The sequence below is a fragment of the Xanthomonas sp. DAR 35659 genome, assembly GCF_041242975.1.
GTDB lineage: Bacteria > Pseudomonadota > Gammaproteobacteria > Xanthomonadales > Xanthomonadaceae > Xanthomonas_A > Xanthomonas_A medicagonis.
The window spans coordinates 2,911,665-2,928,757 of record NZ_CP162488.1 but is presented as its reverse complement, the minus strand read 5'-3'; the positions used below and the strand labels follow the sequence as shown (position 1 = coordinate 2,928,757).

Annotated in this window: 15 protein-coding genes and 1 tRNA gene; 5 read left to right on the top strand and 11 right to left on the bottom strand. The window is 68.3% G+C overall.

From position 1 onward, the window contains the following. The 9 genes from AB3X07_RS12315 to AB3X07_RS12275 all read right to left on the bottom strand — a co-directional run bounded on the left by AB3X07_RS12315 (position 1) and on the right by AB3X07_RS12275 (position 8,459). Positions 1-1,089, bottom strand: coding sequence for a TPM domain-containing protein (locus AB3X07_RS12315; protein WP_369938901.1), 1,089 nt, complete (start codon positions 1,087-1,089; stop codon positions 1-3). A 132-nt stretch (positions 1,090-1,221) separates the two neighbouring features. Further along, on the bottom strand, positions 1,222-1,911 hold the full coding sequence (locus AB3X07_RS12310; protein ID WP_369938900.1) for an aspartate/glutamate racemase family protein: 690 nt from the start codon (positions 1,909-1,911) through the stop codon (positions 1,222-1,224). Positions 1,912-2,020: 109 nt separating this feature from the next. Beyond that, the gene (locus tag AB3X07_RS12305; protein ID WP_369944742.1) at positions 2,021-2,896 is read right to left on the bottom strand and encodes a DMT family transporter; all 876 of its coding nucleotides are present in this window, start codon (positions 2,894-2,896) and stop codon (positions 2,021-2,023) included. Positions 2,897-2,922: 26 nt separating this feature from the next. Beyond that, on the bottom strand, positions 2,923-3,963 hold the full coding sequence (gene murB / locus AB3X07_RS12300) for a UDP-N-acetylmuramate dehydrogenase (RefSeq protein WP_369938899.1): 1,041 nt from the start codon (positions 3,961-3,963) through the stop codon (positions 2,923-2,925). Next, positions 3,960-5,015, bottom strand: coding sequence for a quinone-dependent dihydroorotate dehydrogenase (locus AB3X07_RS12295; RefSeq protein ID WP_369938898.1), 1,056 nt, complete (start codon positions 5,013-5,015; stop codon positions 3,960-3,962). Before AB3X07_RS12295 ends, murB begins: the two co-directional genes overlap by 4 nt. Before the next feature lie 11 nt (positions 5,016-5,026). Further along, complete coding sequence (locus AB3X07_RS12290) at positions 5,027-5,794, bottom strand: class I SAM-dependent methyltransferase (protein WP_369938897.1); 768 nt, start codon at positions 5,792-5,794, stop codon at positions 5,027-5,029. A gap of 5 nt (positions 5,795-5,799) precedes the next feature. Continuing rightward, a complete protein-coding gene (locus tag AB3X07_RS12285) occupies positions 5,800-6,087 on the bottom strand; it encodes a DUF4190 domain-containing protein (protein WP_369938896.1) in 288 nt (95 codons plus the stop codon). A gap of 97 nt (positions 6,088-6,184) precedes the next feature. Beyond that, positions 6,185-6,925 (bottom strand): metallophosphoesterase family protein, encoded by a 741-nt coding sequence (locus AB3X07_RS12280; RefSeq protein ID WP_369938895.1) that lies wholly within the window; start codon positions 6,923-6,925, stop codon positions 6,185-6,187. Between the two features lies 1 nt (position 6,926). Further along, entirely contained in the window at positions 6,927-8,459 is a 1,533-nt protein-coding gene (locus AB3X07_RS12275) for an aldehyde dehydrogenase family protein (protein WP_369938894.1), read from the bottom strand. Positions 8,460-8,891: 432 nt separating this feature from the next. Here AB3X07_RS12275 and AB3X07_RS12270 point away from each other — a divergent pair, with 432 nt between their 5' ends. Further along, positions 8,892-9,107 carry a hypothetical protein gene (locus AB3X07_RS12270; RefSeq protein WP_369938893.1) on the top strand — a complete coding sequence of 72 codons (216 nt, stop codon included), beginning with the start codon at positions 8,892-8,894 and terminating at the stop codon, positions 9,105-9,107. 165 nt (positions 9,108-9,272) lie between these two features. Here the strand turns inward: AB3X07_RS12270 and AB3X07_RS12265 are convergent, their stop codons facing one another. After that, positions 9,273-11,222: an XVIPCD domain-containing protein gene (locus tag AB3X07_RS12265; protein WP_369938892.1), complete on the bottom strand. Its 1,950-nt coding sequence runs from the start codon at positions 11,220-11,222 to the stop codon at positions 9,273-9,275. Between the two features lie 44 nt (positions 11,223-11,266). Then, on the bottom strand, positions 11,267-11,791 hold the full coding sequence (locus AB3X07_RS12260; RefSeq protein WP_369938891.1) for a hypothetical protein: 525 nt from the start codon (positions 11,789-11,791) through the stop codon (positions 11,267-11,269). Between the two features lie 427 nt (positions 11,792-12,218). On the opposite strand from AB3X07_RS12260, the gene AB3X07_RS12255 reads away from it, so the two are divergent. From AB3X07_RS12255 to AB3X07_RS12240, 4 genes are all read left to right on the top strand, one after another. Further along, positions 12,219-12,295 (top strand) — tRNA-Arg (locus AB3X07_RS12255). A gap of 397 nt (positions 12,296-12,692) precedes the next feature. Beyond that, positions 12,693-13,037: a hypothetical protein gene (locus AB3X07_RS12250; RefSeq protein ID WP_369938890.1), complete on the top strand. Its 345-nt coding sequence runs from the start codon at positions 12,693-12,695 to the stop codon at positions 13,035-13,037. Between the two features lie 461 nt (positions 13,038-13,498). Next, positions 13,499-16,006, top strand: a complete 2,508-nt coding sequence (gene thrA, locus AB3X07_RS12245) for a bifunctional aspartate kinase/homoserine dehydrogenase I (protein ID WP_369938889.1) — start codon at positions 13,499-13,501, stop codon at positions 16,004-16,006. Positions 16,007-16,011: 5 nt separating this feature from the next. Beyond that, positions 16,012-16,971, top strand: a complete 960-nt coding sequence (locus tag AB3X07_RS12240) for a homoserine kinase (RefSeq protein ID WP_369944741.1) — start codon at positions 16,012-16,014, stop codon at positions 16,969-16,971. The last annotated feature ends 122 nt before the right edge of the window (positions 16,972-17,093 follow it).

Sequence of the window (17,093 nt, the reverse complement as noted above, 5' to 3'; positions counted from 1 at the left end):
CTACCAGCTGGAACTGGCGCCGCCGCCGCCGGAGCTGCCGCCGCCGGAAGACGACGAATCGCTGGACGAAGACGACGAGCTCGACGACGACGCTTCGCTGGCGTAGTACGCCTGGGTATAGGCGTATGTTCCGTTTCCGGTCTCGACCACGTGCCCTTTGCGGATCAGCGCCTTGCGCATGATGTCCTGCTCCCGCAGGAAGGCGCGGAACCGTTCCGGCGAACGGTAGCGGCGGCCCGACAACGCGAGCATCGCCCACAGCGCCAGCACTTCGGCGGCCGCGCATAGCCAGAACGCCAGCGAGAACAGGCTCGACAGCACCAGCACGAACACGCCCGGGTTGATGCTCAGGAACACTTTGATGAACGCCCCCAAGCCCAGGCGCGTGCGCTTGGCGCCGGCGATCTCCTCCGGCGCGTTGGCCAGTTCCGGATGGCGCCGCAGCAGGCGCGCACGCAGGCGCTGCTGCCGGCGCGCCAGCAGCGGTGGCAGCAGCCAGATCAACGCGAGCATGCCGGCCCAGGCGGCGCTGCCGCGTTTCCAGTCGGCCCGTTCGTCCTGTTCGGCGGCGGACGACGCGCGCGATAGCTCCGCGAGACTTTCCGGATCCTTGGCGGCCACGCGCGCCATGAAGCCGAACGCATCGACGATGGCGCCGGCGGTGTCGCCCCGGCGCATTTTCGGCGCCAGATGATCTTCCAGCGCGCGCCGGGCGACCGCGTCGGGCAGCACGCCCTCCAGTCCGTAGCCGACCTCGAAGCGCGAGCGCCGGTCCTGCATCGCCAGCACCAGCAGCAGGCCGTTGTCGGCGCCCTTGCTGCCCAACTGCCACTTCTTGAACGCCGCGTCGGCCACCGGTTCGATGTCCTCGCCGTCGAGCGAGGGCACGAGATAGACCGCGCCCCAGATGTTCTGCTCCTCGCGGATCCGTTGCAGCGCCGCGTTGACCTGCTGCCGCTGCGCGTCGCTCAACTCCCCGGCCGGATCGACCACGTTCGGCGTGTACGTGGGAATCTCGACGGCGAGGGCGGACAAGGCCGGGCACAGCAGCAGGACGAGTGCGAAGGCGAGCAGGCGTAGGGTCCGCATCGGGGGTTCCGAATCGATCGTGCGCCCATTATGACGATTGGTGCCGTGACGCGCGGGCAGGGAGGGGCGCTGGAGTGTGACAAGCCGCGCCGCGTATCGCCACGCGCGCGGTCGCGATGGCGTGCCACGCCCCTATGCCAGGCTGTGCAGCGCCGCGGCCTGCGCATGCAGCGCGGTGGTGTCGAACAGCGGCACCGCGGCGTCGTCGGCCCCGACCAGCAGCGAGATCTCGGTGCAACCCAGGATCACCGCCTCGGCACCCTGCGCCTGCAGCGCCGCGATGACCTCGCGGTAACGCGCCCGCGAGGCATCGCGGATCACGCCCTGGCACAGCTCGTCGTAGATGATGCGGTGCACGTCCTCGCGCCCCGTCGGATCCGGCACCAGCACCTGGAAACCGCGCTGCCGCAGCCGCGCGCGATAGAAGTCCTGCTCCATGGTGAAGCGGGTGCCGAGCAACCCGACCCGGGTCACGGCGGCGGCCTGCAGGGCATCGGCGGTGGCATCGGCGATGTGCAGCAGCGGCAGCGGCACCGCGGCGGTGATCGCGTCGGCGACGCGGTGCATGGTGTTCGTGCACAGCACCAGGAAGTCGGCGCCGCCGGCCTGCAACGCGCGCGCGGCCGCGGCCATCGCCGCCCCGGCCGCGTCCCAGTCGCCGGCCTGCTGCAACTGCTCGATCTCGTGGAAGTCCACGCTGTACAGCAACAGCCGCGCCGAATGCAGCCCGCCCTGTTGCGCGCGTACCGTTTCGTTGATGTGCCGGTAGTAGGGCACGGTGGATTCCCAACTCATGCCGCCGATCAGGCCGATGGTCTTCATGCCGTTCTCCATGTTCGCGCGCCCGCAGGATACAAGCATCGACGAGTGCGCCCCGGTGCCCGTGTGCGTGGGCCGCGCATGCCGCGCCGGCATGGCACGGCAGGCGCGCTCATTCGCCCGGTTTGGCCGCCGCGGTCGCCGCGGCGCTGGCGGCGCGGCGCGCCAGCACAGCCTCGCGGTGGGCGATGTAGGCGTTGGCGGCGAGGATGATGAGCGCGCCGAGCGCGGTCCAGCGGTCCGGCGTCTCGCCGAACAGCCACCAGCCGAACCCGGCCACCAGCGGCAGCTGCATGAAGCTGATCGGGGTCAGCGCCGAGACCTCGCCGATGCGCAGCGCGCGCGTCCACAACACCTGCCCGAGCGTGCCGAACAGGCCGGTGGCGAGCAGCCACAGCCAGTCGATGCCGTGCGGCCAGCTCCAGGCGAACAGCGCCGGCAGCAGCGACATCGGCACCCAGAACACGTAGGTGTAGAACACCACGGTATTGGCCGCGTCCACCCGCGCCAGTTGCTTGATCTGGATCGCCACCAGCGCGCTCATCACCGCCGCCAGCAGCGCGACCAGGGTGTCGGTGCTGAACGTGGCCGCGCCGGGGCGGACGATCAGCAACACGCCGACGAAGCCGCACGACACTGCCATCCAGCGCCGCAAGCGCACGGTCTCGCCCAGCCAGAATGCCGCGGCCAGGGTCACGAACAGCGGCGTGGAATAGGACAGCGCGATGGCCTGCGACAATGGCAGATGGCCGATCGCCCAGAACCCGGCCAGCATCGACACCAGGCCGATCGCGGTGCGCAGCAGGTAGCGCGGCAGTTGCGCGGTGCGCGGCAGCGGCCGGCCCGGGCGCAGCAGCATCGGCAGCAGGAACAGCAGCCCGAACAGGTTGCGGAAGAACGCGATCTCCACCGTGGACAGGTGTTCCGAGGCCAGCCTGATCGCGATCACCATCATCCCGAACGCCAGCGTGCTGGCCAGCATCAGCATCGCCGCGCGCAGCGGCGTGGCCTGGTTCACCACTGCGCGCCGACGATGCGCGGCTCCGGTTCCAGGATCACGCCGAACCGCTCCAGCACCGAGGCGGAGATGCGTCGCGCCAGCGCCAGCAGCTCGGCGCCGCTGGCCTGGCCGTGATTGATCAGCACCAGCGCGTGGGCGGCGGACACGCCGGCGTCGCCGTCGCGATGGCCCTTCCAGCCGCAGGCCTCGATCAGCCAGGCCGCCGAGAGCTTGCGTTGCTCCGCGCCGTCGCCGGGAAACACCGGCAGCGCCGGGTAGGCATGCTGCAGCGCCTGTGCCTGCTCGGCCGGCAGCAGCGGGTTCTTGAAGAAGCTGCCGGCGTTGCCGAGGACCTCGGGGTCGGGCAGCTTGCGGCGGCGGATGTTGATCACCGCCTGCGCCACGTCCGGCGCGCCGGGAGTGGCGATGCCGAGCGCCTCCAGTTCCTCGCCGATGCCGGCGTAATCCAGGCGCAGCGCATGCAGCCGCGGCAGGTTGAACTCGACCGCGGCGATCAGGTAGCGGTCGGGCTGGTGCTTGAACAGACTGTCGCGGTAGCCGAATTCGCAGGCATCCGGATCCAGCCGCACGAAGCGCGCATCGGCGCGGTCGTAGGCCTCGACCGTGTGCACGAATTCGCCGACCTGCGCGCCATAGGCGCCGATGTTCTGGATCGGCGCGGCGCCGACCGTGCCCGGGATCAGCGCCAGGTTCTCCAGGCCGGACAGGCCCTGCGCCAGCGACCACATCACCAGCTCGTGCCAGCCCACGCCGGCGCCGGCGCGGACGATGGCGTAGTCGGCGCGGTGTTCCAGCGTGTCGATGCTGCGGTTGGCGAAGGCCAGCACCACGCCGGGCGCGTCGCCGGCGAACAGCATGTTGCTGCCGCCGCCCAGCGGCAGCAGCGCGGCGCCGGCCAGTTGCGGCGCCAGCAGCGCCTCGGGCAGCGCCTCGGGCGCGAAGATCTGCAGCAGCCACGGCGCCTGCGCGGCGACATGGAAGGTGTTGAGCGCCTGCAGCGGCGCGTTCGCGGTCAGCGACCAGGCGTTGCTCATAGCGCGGCGACCGCGCCGCGGCTGGGCGCCTCGCGGCGCCGGCGCATCGCCTCGACGCACTCGCCGATCAGCGCCGGGCCGCGGAACACCAGCCCGCTGTAGCACTGCACCAGGGCCGCGCCGGCGGCCATCTTCGCCACCGCATCGGCGCCGGACAGAATGCCGCCGACGCCGATCAGCGGAATGTGCTCGGGCAGGCGCGCGCGCAGCCGGCGCAGCACCAGGGTGGACTGGCCCAGCAGCGGCGCGCCGGACAGACCGCCGCTCTCGGCGGCCAGCGGCGCCCGTTCCAGGCCGGGGCGGGCGATGGTGGTGTTGGTGGCGATGACGCCGTCCACCTGCAGGTCCGACAGCACCCGCGCGGCGGCGTCGATGTCGCTGTCGCTCAGGTCCGGCGCCACCTTGACCAGCATCGGCACGCGCTTGCCATGGCGCGCGGCCAGCGCTTCCTGCGCCTCGCGCAACTGCGACACCAGCTGCCGCAGCGCCTGTTCTTCCTGCAGCTCGCGCAGGCCGGCGGTGTTCGGCGAAGAGATGTTGACGGTCACGTAGTCGGCCAGCGCGTAGACCTTTTCCAGGCAATGCAGGTAATCCGACGCGGCATCCTCGTTCGGCGTGTCCTTGTTCTTGCCGATGTTGATGCCGAGCAGGCCGTGGCGGCGGCGCGCGCGTTCGACGTTGCGCACCAGCGCGTCCACGCCGAGATTGTTGAAGCCCATGCGGTTGATCACCGCCTGCTCGCGCGGCAAGCGGAACATGCGCGGCTTCGGATTGCCCTGCTGCGGCCGCGGGGTGATGGTGCCGATCTCGACGAAGCCGAAACCCAGCGCCAGCAGCGCGTCGATGTGCTCGCCGTTCTTGTCCAGGCCCGCGGCCAAGCCGACCGGGTTGGGAAACTCCAGGCCGAACGCGCGCGTGGGCATCGGCGCGATCGCTTTGGCCAGCAGCGGATTGGTGCCGGTGCGGTAGGCCATCTCGATGGCGCGCAGCCCCAGGGCATGGGCGCGCTCGGCGTCGAAGGCGAACAGGAACGGGCGGGCGAGGGAATACATGCGGTCGCGGCTCAGTTCAAGGTGCCGGCGAAGGCACGAGTGCGGTAGTGGACGTCGACCCGGCCATCGACCTGGTGGCGCTCGAACAGCGCGCGCAGCGCCTCCAGCATCGGCGCATGGCGCGGGTGCCCGGCCAGCGGCGCGTAGGAGGAGGACAGCAGGCGTCCGCGCAGGCCGTCGTAGTCCAGTTGCTGCACGTTGGGGAATTGCGCCGTGCCGCGCAGCCCGGCACCGAACCAGCCTTGCATCGTCGCGTCGTCGTGGTAGCGCTCGGCGACCGCGCTGTAGTCGGTGCCGTAGTCGAGCAGCAGTTGTTCGTAATCGTGCAGGAACGGCGTGCCGTCCAGCAGCCGCGAGTTCCAGTACACCAGCGCCAGCCCGCCAGGGCGCAGGACGCGCGCCCATTCGCGGCGCACCGCGTCCATGTCGAACCAGTGGAAGGCCTGCGCGGCGCTGATCAGGTCGACGCTGGCATCGGCCAGCGTGGTGGCCTCGGCGCTGCCGTCGATCGCGGCGAAGCCGGGCTGCCCGCCCAGCAGCGCCGTGGCGGCCTCGCGCATCGCCGCGTTCGGTTCCACCGCCAGCACCGGATGCCCGGCCTGCAGGAACATGCGGGTGGAAATGCCGGTGCCGGCGCCGATGTCGGCGACCTGCGCGCTGCGCGCCACGCCGAGTTCGTCGTGCACCCACGCCAGCAGCGCCGGCGGATAGTCGGGGCGGTAGCGGACATAGTCGGCGACGCGGTCGCTGAAGCGTTCGCGCGGAGCGGAGGCGTCCATGGTTGTCACGGGTGGGCGCTCGTGTAGATCAGATTGCCGAAGAAGATGATAAACCCCAGCAACGCCAGTGCCGCGAGTACCGCAAACACCACCATCGCCCAGCCAAGGACCAACCCGCCCAGTGCCAGCTCGTCGCCTCGGAAGCGCTGCGGCTGGCGGCGGATCTGGGCGCGCGCCAGATGCCCGGTGATGATCGCGCACAGGCTGCCCAGCACCGGCATCACAGTCCAGCCGAGGACGCCTGCGACCAGACTGACGACGGCGAGCGAGTTGGTTTCGCGGACGGTGCTCATCTGGACTCCTTGTGCGAGAAAGGCGGCATGCGCCAGGCGGATGCGCGCGTGCGGGGGATGGGCGAATTATCCCAGAAGCGCGCCTGGCGTGCGCCGCTCATGCGGGCATGCGCCCGTGCCGCAACGCATGCGCCCAGTGCGGCTGGCCGTTGCGCTCGGCCTGCGCGGCGGCGCTGGCATGGTCGTAGTCGATCGCGTGCAGTTGCGCCTGCCACTGGCCGTCGCGGTACTCCAGCACGGCATAGCGCGCCTGCGGCGTGCCGGTTTCGACCCGGTGCGGTTGCGGATGGGGTTCGGCGTAGGCGGGCAGGCCAACGCTGCCGGGGTTGCACAGCAGGCGCCCGTCGTCCAGGCGCAGTGTGCGCGGCAGGTGGCTGTGTCCGCACAGCACCAGCGCCGCCTGCGGCGCGTCGCCGAGCCGCTCGCGCACGCGCTGCGGGTCGGCGGCGCGCAGCCGCGGCGGCGCCAGTTCGTCGAGCAGCCAGCACAGATCGTCGTGCGGAGTGCCATGGCACAGCAGCGCATGCGGCAGCGACAGGGTCGGCGGCAGCGCGGCCAGCCAGCGCCGCTGCGTCGGCGTCAGTTGCGCATGGGCGTAGGCATCGCTGGCGCCCATGGCCGCCGGCGCCAGTTCGCTCAACTGGCGCTCGTGGTTGCCGCGTACGGTGGGCAGCGCCAGCGGCATCAGCCGCGCGGCGGTTTCCCGCGGCCACAGCGGGCCGGACACGAGATCGCCCAGGTTGACGATCCGGTCCACGCCGCGCCGTCCGATATCCGCAAGCACCGCCTCCAGCGCGGGCAGGTTGCCGTGGATATCGGAGAGCGCGGCCAGGCGCATCTTACAGATCGAACTTGATGCCCTGCGCCAGCGGCAGCGAGTCGGAGTAGTTGATCGTGTTGGTCTGCCGGCGCATGTACACCTTCCACGCGTCCGAGCCGGACTCGCGGCCGCCGCCGGTGTCCTTCTCGCCGCCGAAGGCGCCGCCGATCTCGGCGCCGGAGGTGCCTATGTTGACGTTGGCGATGCCGCAGTCGCTGCCGGCCGCGGACAGGAACTTCTCGGCCGCCTTCAGGTTCTGGGTGAAGATCGACGAGGACAGGCCCTGCGGCACGCCGTTCTGCATGTCGATGGCCTCGTCCAGGGTGCTGTACTTCATCACGTACAGGATCGGCGCGAAGGTCTCGTGCTGGACCACGTCGTCGCTGTTCTTCAGCCCGGTGACGATGGCCGGCAGCACGAAGTTGCCCGGACGGTCCAGCGCGGTGCCGCCGGTCTCGACGGTGCCGCCGGCGGCCTTGGCCTTGGCGATCGAGTCCAGGAACTGCTCGACCGCGCCGCGGCTGTTCAACGGGCCCATCAGGTTGGCCGGGTCGGTGGGATCGCCGATCTTGCCTTCGACCTGCTTGTAGGCCTTGACCAGCGTCGCCAGCACGGTGTCGTAGATGGATTCGTGCACGATCAGCCGGCGCGTGGTGGTGCAGCGCTGGCCGGCGGTGCCGACCGCGCCGAACACGATGCCGGGCACCGCCAGCTTCAGGTCGGCGCTCTCGTCGAGGATGATGGCGTTGTTGCCGCCCAGTTCCAGCAGGCAGCGGCCCAGGCGGCGCGCGCATTTCTCGGCGACGCTGCGGCCGACCTGGGTGGAGCCGGTGAAGCTGATCAGCGGGATGCGGGTGTCCTCGACCAGGCGCTCGGACAGGGCCACGCCGGCGTCGTTGATCAGGAAGAAGATGTCGGGGAAGCCGGCGTCGCGCAGCGCGTCGTTGCAGATCTTCATCGAGGCGATCGCGGTCAGCGGCGTCTTGTTGGACGGCTTCCAGATACAGATATCGCCGCAGATCGCCGCCAGGAACGCGTTCCAGCTCCACACCGCGACCGGGAAGTTGAACGCGCTGATGATGCCGACCAGGCCCAGCGGCTGGTACTGCTCGTACATGCGGTGGCCGGGGCGCTCCGAATGCAGGGTGTAGCCGTACAGCATGCGGCTCTGGCCGACCGCGAAATCGGCGATGTCGATCATCTCCTGCACTTCGCCGTCGCCTTCCGGCTTGCTCTTGCCCATTTCCAGCGCGACCAGCGAGCCCAGCGCGTCCTTGTGCTTGCGCAGCGCCTCGCCGCACAGCCGCACCGCCTCGCCGCGGCGTGGCGCCGGGGTGGTGCGCCACACCTTGAACGCGGCCTGGGCGCGCGCGATCACCGTTTCGTAGTCCTGCTCGGTGGTGGCCTGGACCTCGGCGATGATGGCGTTGCTCGACGGGTTGAGCGGCTGCAGCACGCCGGCGCCGGTGGCGCTGGACCACTCGCCGTTACCGAGATAGGTGCCGGAATTGGTGGCGGCGAGGCCGAGCGCCTTGAGCAGGTCAGCGGACATGGAATCTCCTGGGTTCGTTGCGACAGGGAAGGCGACCGCAGGCGGGGGACGCGGGACGCGATTAGCCGGCAATTTTAGCAGACTGCGCGCCGCTGGCCCGGCGCTGCGACATGCCGGAACCGCCGGGCGGCGCTCGTGTAGCGGGCACGGCGAGGCCAGGGCAGGTCGCGCCAACCGGCGATGTCAACGGATCACAGCGACCTAGGTGCCCACGCCGCACGTGCAATGACGACGGCTGATGGTGCGCCGTATCTCGAGGCGTGACCGGCTCCGGATGGCATTGGCGGCGAAAGAGTGACGCAATGCGTCAATTTTCAAAGGCGACGCCATGTCGAAGTTGTTCAAGCGCAATGTGGACGGGAAATGGAGCCGTCATCTGTTCGCCGATGACTGTATCGTCTAGGCATCCGGTGGGATCGTCTATGTCGCCGGATGGCCGCTGAGGGCCCGCCAACGGGCATATCCACCATCCGGGCGACTGACGCCGCGCAGACCCGCACGGCGTACCAGAAGATCAAGGCGATCCTGGCTGTCAAGAGTGACCACCTGCGCGATGAGGTCCGCTCAGTGGCCCATCTAGCCGATCTGCGCGACAAACAGCCCGACGCGGTCGTCGAAGTGCAGGCGACGGCGATCATCGCGATTTGAATTCAGACTGCTGCCGCTCGCGTCGCTTTGCGCTCATTGCGTGCGGGGCGCCGGCCTGATCGTTGCCGTGCTTCCCTGTTGCGCCCCGGCTGCCAATGACCTGCATTGCCCATGCGACTTTCATAAGTGGCGCGCAGGGCACTCTAGGCAATTGTATGAATGCTCTCACATCGATCGCATTGGGGCTGACTGCGTCCGAACGGCCTCCTGCTGTTGGCTACGTTGCAGTTCTTCGGCCCTGACCTGTTGCTGCACGACATCGAATTGCGCGAAGCGCTGTTCCGCCGGCATCGCGAGCGCTTCCTGCATGGACATATGCGCTCTGTGCGCGGCGGGGTCGGGCGAAGGGTGGCCTGTGCGCCAGATGTGCACCAATTCGCCGCCGTTGAAGGTGGCAGTGGGCGTGTTGGTCGCGATCTTCAGCTCGTCCTTGGCCGTGAACACCTTCTCGCCGGCCAGCAGCAACAGACTCGCGCTAAGCCGGTCGCTGTTCTCGTCCCAGGGTTTGCCGGCTTGGCGATCCAGTCCACGCACGCCATCGCGGATTCTCTCAAGTAACGCATTGTCGGGGCTATCGGGGTGGCTGGGCTGAAGTCGCTGCGGGTCCGCTTGTGGAGTAGCCGCGCTGCGCGCCTGTTCACTCAGGTCGATCCCAAGCTGGCCATTGTGGAAATTCTCGATCACGGCTCGTTCCCTTCGTGCCTGATCAGTGGCTAACGTGTCGGTAATCGAGAGGTTGTTGTTTTCCAGAGCGTAGATGAAGCGCCCATCATCGCTGCGATAGGTATTGGCGGGATCAGATTCCGAGCGGCTGCCGCCCGTCAGTTGCTTTCCGCCCCAGCGCACTTCGCCTACGCCATCGCTGTCCATCACGGTGTCGCCGGCGCCGATCACGTAAGTGTCGCGGCCGTCGCCGCCTTCCATCCGGTCTCGGCCCTGTCCGCCAATAAGGATGTCATCGCCACCATGCGACCGCAGGAGGTCGTTGCCGCCTTGTCCCATCAGCAAGTCTTCGCCACCAATCTCCTGTGGATTCTGCCCGCGCGACATCCTCTGCGAATCGATAGTTGCGGCGTGGTTCTGGTCAGCATCTCCTGTAGCGGTGTTGTGCTGCTCGCGTCTCAATGCGACGTTACGGTTGTTGACGCGACTATTGTTGGTATCTATGGGGTATTGGTGGTCGACTTCACCGCGATCTCGTAGGTCTCTGCCGGGATCGAGGTAAATATGCCCGGCGTTGAAGTTGGCATCGGTCAGCCTATCGGCTAGATCCGGATGTTCCCGCCGAAGCTCTCGTAAAAGCGCATCGCGAGCCGGTCCGAGCGAGTCAGCTATGCTCGGTACGATTCCATATTCATTGACAAGCGCGGGATAATCGCGATTTGCCTGTGCGATACGATTTCGCTGGGCGGCTTCACCATCAACTGTGATCCCGAAACCACGCTCCACGCGGTCGATCTCGTCGCGATGCAGTTGATACATGCGGTAGACGTTGCGGGCTTCTTCGGGTGTAACGTTGTTAGGGTTGTCATAATGACCGAACACTTGCGCTTCGGCAAAGCGGCGCTTTCGAAGTCCGGCTTCTGCGTCGTTGTTGCTTCCCCAGCAGTTATATCGCATCTGGAACCACGCCTCTGCGCGATCGCCATCGCGAACCGCGTCCATGATCGCGTGCTCTGGAACATTGCTTTCAGGTATGCCATTCAGCATCCCTATGCCGCGATTGTAGGCAAGCGAAACGAGGGCGATGCGTTCATCAGATAGTGGCATTTGCAGGCGGTTCGCCGGTCCTTCGTACTCCGCCATGGAAGCCCTGAGCAATTGATCGGACTCGGCTGCATCCAGTTGCCGCGAGAACGTCAGGCCAACTCTGGTCCTTTCCAGGGCTGGGGCTGCATCAATTGCTGCCAGCGTTTGCCACTGCTGCCGGGTGAGCTCGATTCCGCTCTCTCGCCAGATCGCAACATTGTTGTCTCGATTGAAGGTATAGCCCCAGCCTATTGTCGCGCGGTTGTCGCCAATATCCTGCGCGTTCGCATGCAGGCCTTCGGACCCAACTATTACCATGCGAAGTTTGCGATCATATTCCGCTTGGTCAAGTTCCCTGTAATCCATGTCGGTTATCTCGGTAATATGGGTGCGTTGTTGTAATCCATCCGTCAATCCTGTGTTATTATCGGAATACCGCGGCAGTCAACTTGCGGCTTGGTTTCATTGCTCGGCGAGGAGTTGCTTGCCTTTGTCAGTACATCGTCTGTTGCAATGATGTCGATGTCCCGCTTGCTTTCACGAACGGTATCTCGCATCTTCCAAAGCATGCAGCGGCCATCGATGGTTGCCTCGATGAGATAGATTCCGCCGCTACGCAGGCTTTCTATGGTTAGGACAGCCGTATTGCCGATGGCGATGCCGTGAATAGTCCCGCCTTCGTCGATCTGGGCAAGCCGTGCTCTCGCCCCGAAGGATTCACCGTCAATCTTGTCACCGACTTGGGTAAGATCGACGTTGAAACCGCCACAGTCCGCGTTAGGATCGGTCTTGTCACACCATTGCACTGACCATTTGCCGTTGAAATCGGCCTCCGCGGCTTGGACGGGTGGACTGGACGCGCAAGCAGCCAAGCCGGCGTACGAGGCGAGTAGAAAACTCGCCAGTGCGCCGCTCACGGACCGTCGGATTTCCATGTGATTTCCTTTCTCGTGTATAGGATTGGCAGTCTAATCAGGACAGCTATGTAACGTCAGTCGCGAACATCTTGTTAAAGAATCGTCTACGGCGTGCTCCTTTTTGCGATCAATTTATTCGTAGCCTCTGTACAGTTGCAAAGCCGCCTGGGCGCGCGCCAATGCCGCAGACTGCGACCGTCAGGCGATTGAACTGCTCAGGGCACGTAGGGGCCGGCGGGCCGCCCGGCGCACGCGGCCCGGGGCTGCCCCCCTCTGGCGGCGCCTAGGCCGCGGCTTGTGCTGTGGAGGGGGCAGAGCCTCACCGCAAGCCGCAGCTACCCAGGTGACCGTAACGGCCGATCCGGTACAATCTCGGGATATCTGGGGGAATGGCGCGAGCGCAAAGAAGGCACATTGCCTGCGCCACATCCCCGGAAAGCCTTGTGGCCCCGTAGCTCAGCTGGATAGAGCGGTCCCCTCCTAAGGGACAGGTCGTGCGTTCGAATCGCGCCGGGGTCACCATTCCATGCATGAGGCGGCTTCCGCCGTCCGTGGCGCTTGCGGCCACGATCGCTTGCGCCCCCGCATGCAGCCACCGAGCGGTAGCGCTGAATCGCACTTCATGCGCTCGTGGGCAATAACGTCCTCTGTACCTTGCGTCCACGCGATCTGAGCATCGTCCTGCGTAGGCTGCATCTGTCCGCTACTGCGGCGGCGTGCCGGTTCGCACTGCGTTTTCCGCGCGGCCGCAGGTGAGGATGACGATGGCGCAGCCGCCACGTCTGCTACAGGCGTCCCGTCCGCTCTGTGGCGGGGCGATCGCCGCCGCGCATCGGCGGTTCTCGTCGCCTTTGATGCGACCGCCGGCTTGGTGGCGCGCACGTGGCGACTCCCACCCCATGCGAAGCAGGAGTGACTCATGAAAGCAGCAATGAAGGTGGTCCTGGTCGGTTCGATGCTGGCCGCGCTGGCAGCGTGCAAACGTGATGGCGACCAGCCGGCCACCGACCCGAATTCGGCCAATCCGCCGGCCGCGGCCGACGGCAGTCCGTCCGGCGGCACCACCGCGCCGGCCGGCACCACCAGCGGCGATGCCGCAGGCGCCGCCGCTGGCGCCGACACCGGGCAGGGCACGGCGCAGGGCCAGGACGCGTCGCAGGGCATGTCGCCGACGTCGCCGCCACCGACCGATCCGCAGGATCCGGCCAATCCGGACCCGCAGCAGCCGACGCAGCCGCCGCCGTCCGATCAGAAACAGCAGTAACGGGTTGCGCAAGCGCGCGGCGCTCGCAGCGCCGCGCGCTTTTTTGCTGCTCGTTCCACAGGTGCCGCGTAGCCTCGACCCTGAGCCAATCGCGCGTCGTGACGCGACGTAGCCCGGAGTTTTTCAGGGTTTCACGATAGTCACTTTTGCAACCGTTTTGCCCGGTCAACAGGTCGATGCTGCGGTTGCACACGCGGCGCTTGACAGCGCCCGGGCGCATGTTGTCCTCTTGCGCCCATGCCTCTGGTCTTCGCCCTTGCCTCCCTCTCGCTTCCGCGTTCGCTCCGGCACGCGGCCGGGACCACTGCGGGCATTACCACCGGTATTACCACCCTCACCATTCGCCCGGTGCGGTCCGTCGTCTTCGCGTAACTCTCGAACACCACGGCCCCGCACCCGGATCAGGATGCGGGGGAATCCCCGGACCTGATGCGAGCGGGGCCTCCACTCCGAGGTCTCCCATGCCGTCCCCCGCCGTCGCTTCCGCTCCCGCCGCCGCACCCGTGCTCGCCGCGCGCACCGTCGTCCACAAGTTCGGCGGCACGTCCGTCGCCGACGCCGAACGCTATCGCCATGTCGCGCAATTGCTGCTGGCGCGTGAGGAGACGCTGCAGGTCACCGTGGTGTCGGCGATGAAGGGCGTCACCGACGCGCTGATCGGGCTGGCCGAGCTGGCCGCTGCCGGAAACGGCGACTGGCGCGAACGCTGGCACGAAACCCGCGCCCGGCACCGCGCCGCAGCGGTGTCGCTGCTCGGCGAGCATGCCGGCGCCACGGTGGAATGGCTGGACGCGCGCTTCGAACGCCTGGCCGAGATCCTCGGCGCGCTGGCGGTGATCGGCGAGCTGCCGCGCGAGGTACTGGACCGGGTGCAGGGCCTGGGCGAGGTGTATTCGGCGCAGTTGCTGGGCGACCACCTGCGTGCGCTGGGCGAGGACTGCGCGGTGCTGGACGCGCGCGAGGTGCTGGTGGTGGACCGCGGCGACCTGGGCGTGGACGTGGACTGGGCGGCCAGCGCGCAGCGCCTGGCGCAATGGCGCGCGCAGCATCCGCAGCAGCGCGTGGTGGTGACCGGTTTCGTCGCGCGCGACCGCGCCGGGCGCATCACCACCCTCGGCCGCAACGGCAGCGATTACTCCGGCGCGATCTTCGCGGCCCTGTTCGAGGCCGACGAACTGCATATCTGGACCGACGTGGACGGCGTGCTGTCGGCCGACCCGCGGGTGGTGCCCGAGGCGGTGCAACTGGAGACGCTGAGCTACGACGAGGCCTGCGAGCTGGCCTACTTCGGCGCCAAGGTGGTGCATCCGCAGACCATGTCGCCGGCGATCGAGCGCGGTCTGCCGATCATCATCCGCAACACCTTCCAGCCCGAACATCCGGGCACCCGCATCACCGCCAGCAGCGCCACCAGCGGCCCGATCAAGGGCCTGACCCTGAGCCCGGACCTGGCGGTGCTCAACCTCGAGGGCACCGGCCTGATCGGCGTGCCCGGCACCGCCGAGCGCGTGTTCGCGGCCTTGCGCAACGCGCGGGTGTCGGTGGTGATGATCTCGCAGGGCTCCTCGGAGCACTCCATCTGCTGCGTGGTGCGGCAGAACGAGGCGGAGCGCGCGCGCGATGCGCTGCTGTCGGCATTCGCGCACGAACTGGTGGTCGGCCAGGTGCAGCGGGTACAGCTGACCACCGGCATCAGCGTGCTGGCGGCGGTCGGCGACGGCATGACCGGGCAGCCGGGCGTGGCCGCGCGCCTGTTCGAATCGCTGGGCCGTGCCCAGGTCAACATCCTGGCGATCGCGCAGGGCTCCTCGGAGCGCAACATCTCGGTGGCGATCGACAGCGCGCACGCGACCAAGGCGCTGCGCGCCGCGCATGCAGGGTTCTGGCTGTCGCCGCAGACCTTCTCGGTCGGGGTGATCGGCCCGGGCAACGTCGGTGCGGCGCTGCTGGACCAGTTGCGCGCGGCGCAGCCGCAACTGCTGGCCAAGGCCAACCTCGACCTGCGCCTGCGCGCGATCGCCTCGCGCAGCACCATGCACCTGGAGACCCGCGCGATCGCCGGCGACTGGCGCCAGGCCTTCGCCGGCGGCCGCCAGCCGACCGACCTGGACGCCTTCACCGCGCACCTGCTGTCGGCGCACCTGCCGCATGCGGTGATCATCGATTGCAGCGGCAGCGCCGATGTCGCCGACCGCTATGCCGACTGGCTCGCTGCCGGCATCCATGTGGTCACCCCGAACAAGCAGGCCGGTGCCGGGCCGCTGGCGCGCTTCCACGCGATCCGCGCCGCCGCCGAGGCCAGCGGCGCGCGCTTCCGCTACGAGGCCACGGTCGGCGCCGGCTTGCCGGTGATCACCACACTGCGCGACCTGGTCGATACCGGCGACGCGGTCACCGCGATCGAGGGCATCTTCTCCGGCACCCTGGCCTGGCTGTTCAACAAGTACGACGGCAGCGTGCCGTTCTCGCACCTGGTCACCGACGCGCGCGGCATGGGCTATACCGAGCCGGATCCGCGCGACGACCTGTCCGGCATCGACGTGGCGCGCAAGCTGGTGATCCTGGCGCGCGAGGCCGGACGCGAGCTCAGCCTGGAGGACGTGGCGGTGGAGAGCCTGGTGCCGGAGGCGCTGCGCCAGGCCAGCGTCGAGGACTTCATGGCGCGCCTGCACGAGGTGGACGCGGTGTTCGCGCAGCGCCTGCAGGCGGCCAGGGAGCGCGGCTGCGTGCTGCGCTACGTGGCGCGGCTGGCGCCGGACCGCGCGCCCAGCGTCGGCCTGGTGGAACTGCCGGCCGAACATGCCTTCGCCAACCTGCGCCTGACCGACAACGTGGTGCAGTTCACCACCCGCCGCTATTGCGACAATCCGCTGGTGGTGCAGGGCCCGGGCGCCGGCCCGGAGGTCACCGCCGCCGGGGTATTCGCCGACCTGCTGCGGGTGGCGGCGGGCGAGGGCGCGCGGCTGTGAACCGGATGCAGACCATGCCGGCCGATGCCATGGCTGCGGCCGCGCCGCCGCGGCAGGCGCGGGCCTTCGCGCCTGCTTCGGTGGCCAACGTGGCGGTCGGCTTCGACCTGCTGGGCTACGCCGTGCAGGGTGTCGGCGACACGGTGACGGTGCGCCGCATCGACGCGCCCGAGGTGCGCATCGCCGCCATCCGCGGCACCACCGTGGCCTTGCCGCTGGAGGCCGCGCGCAACACCGCCGGCGCGGCGCTGATCGCGCTGCGCGAGGCGATGGCACTGCCGTTCGGCTTCGAGCTGGAGATCGACAAGGGCATCCCGCTCAGCTCCGGCATGGGCGGCTCGGCCGCGTCGTGCGTGGCCGCGCTGGTGGCGGCCAATGCGCTACTGGAGGCGCCGCTGTCGCGCGAGCAACTGTATCGCTACGCGCTGGACGGCGAGGCGGTGGCCAGCGGCAGCCGCCATGGCGACAACCTCGGCCCGATGCTGCTGGGCGGGTTGGTGCTGTCGACGCTGGAGCGCCTGGTGCCGGTGGCGGTGCCGGCCAACTGGCACAGCCTGCTGGTGCATCCGGACGCGACGTTGGAGACCCGTCATGCGCGGGCGGTGCTGGCCGGGGAGTACCGGCTTGGCGAGTTCGTTGCGCAGAGCTCCAATCTGGCGCTGGTCCTGGCGGGCTGTCATGCCGGCGACGAGGGCCTGGTGCGCGCCGGCTTGCGCGATGTGCTGATCGAACCGCGGCGCGCGCCGTTGATCGTGGGCTTCGATGCGGCCAAGGCGGCGGCGCTGGCGGCGGGTGCGATGGGGGCTGGCATTTCCGGCGCCGGCCCCAGCATGTTCGCCTGGTTCGCCACCCGTGCCGAGGCCGAGGCCGCGGCGCCGGCGGTCCAGGCGGCGTTCGCCGCGGTGGGCTTGGGCAGTCAGCACTGGGTGTCGCCGGTGAACTGCGCGGGAGCGAAATTGCTTTAGCGGAGCCTGGCTTGCCCCTGAGCTCGCCACCATTGCTGTAGCTGTTGCTGTTGTTTTTGATCCTGCTGTCGCTGTCGTTGTTGCCGTTGTTTTGCTGTTGCTTTTGCTGCTTGCTTTGCCGG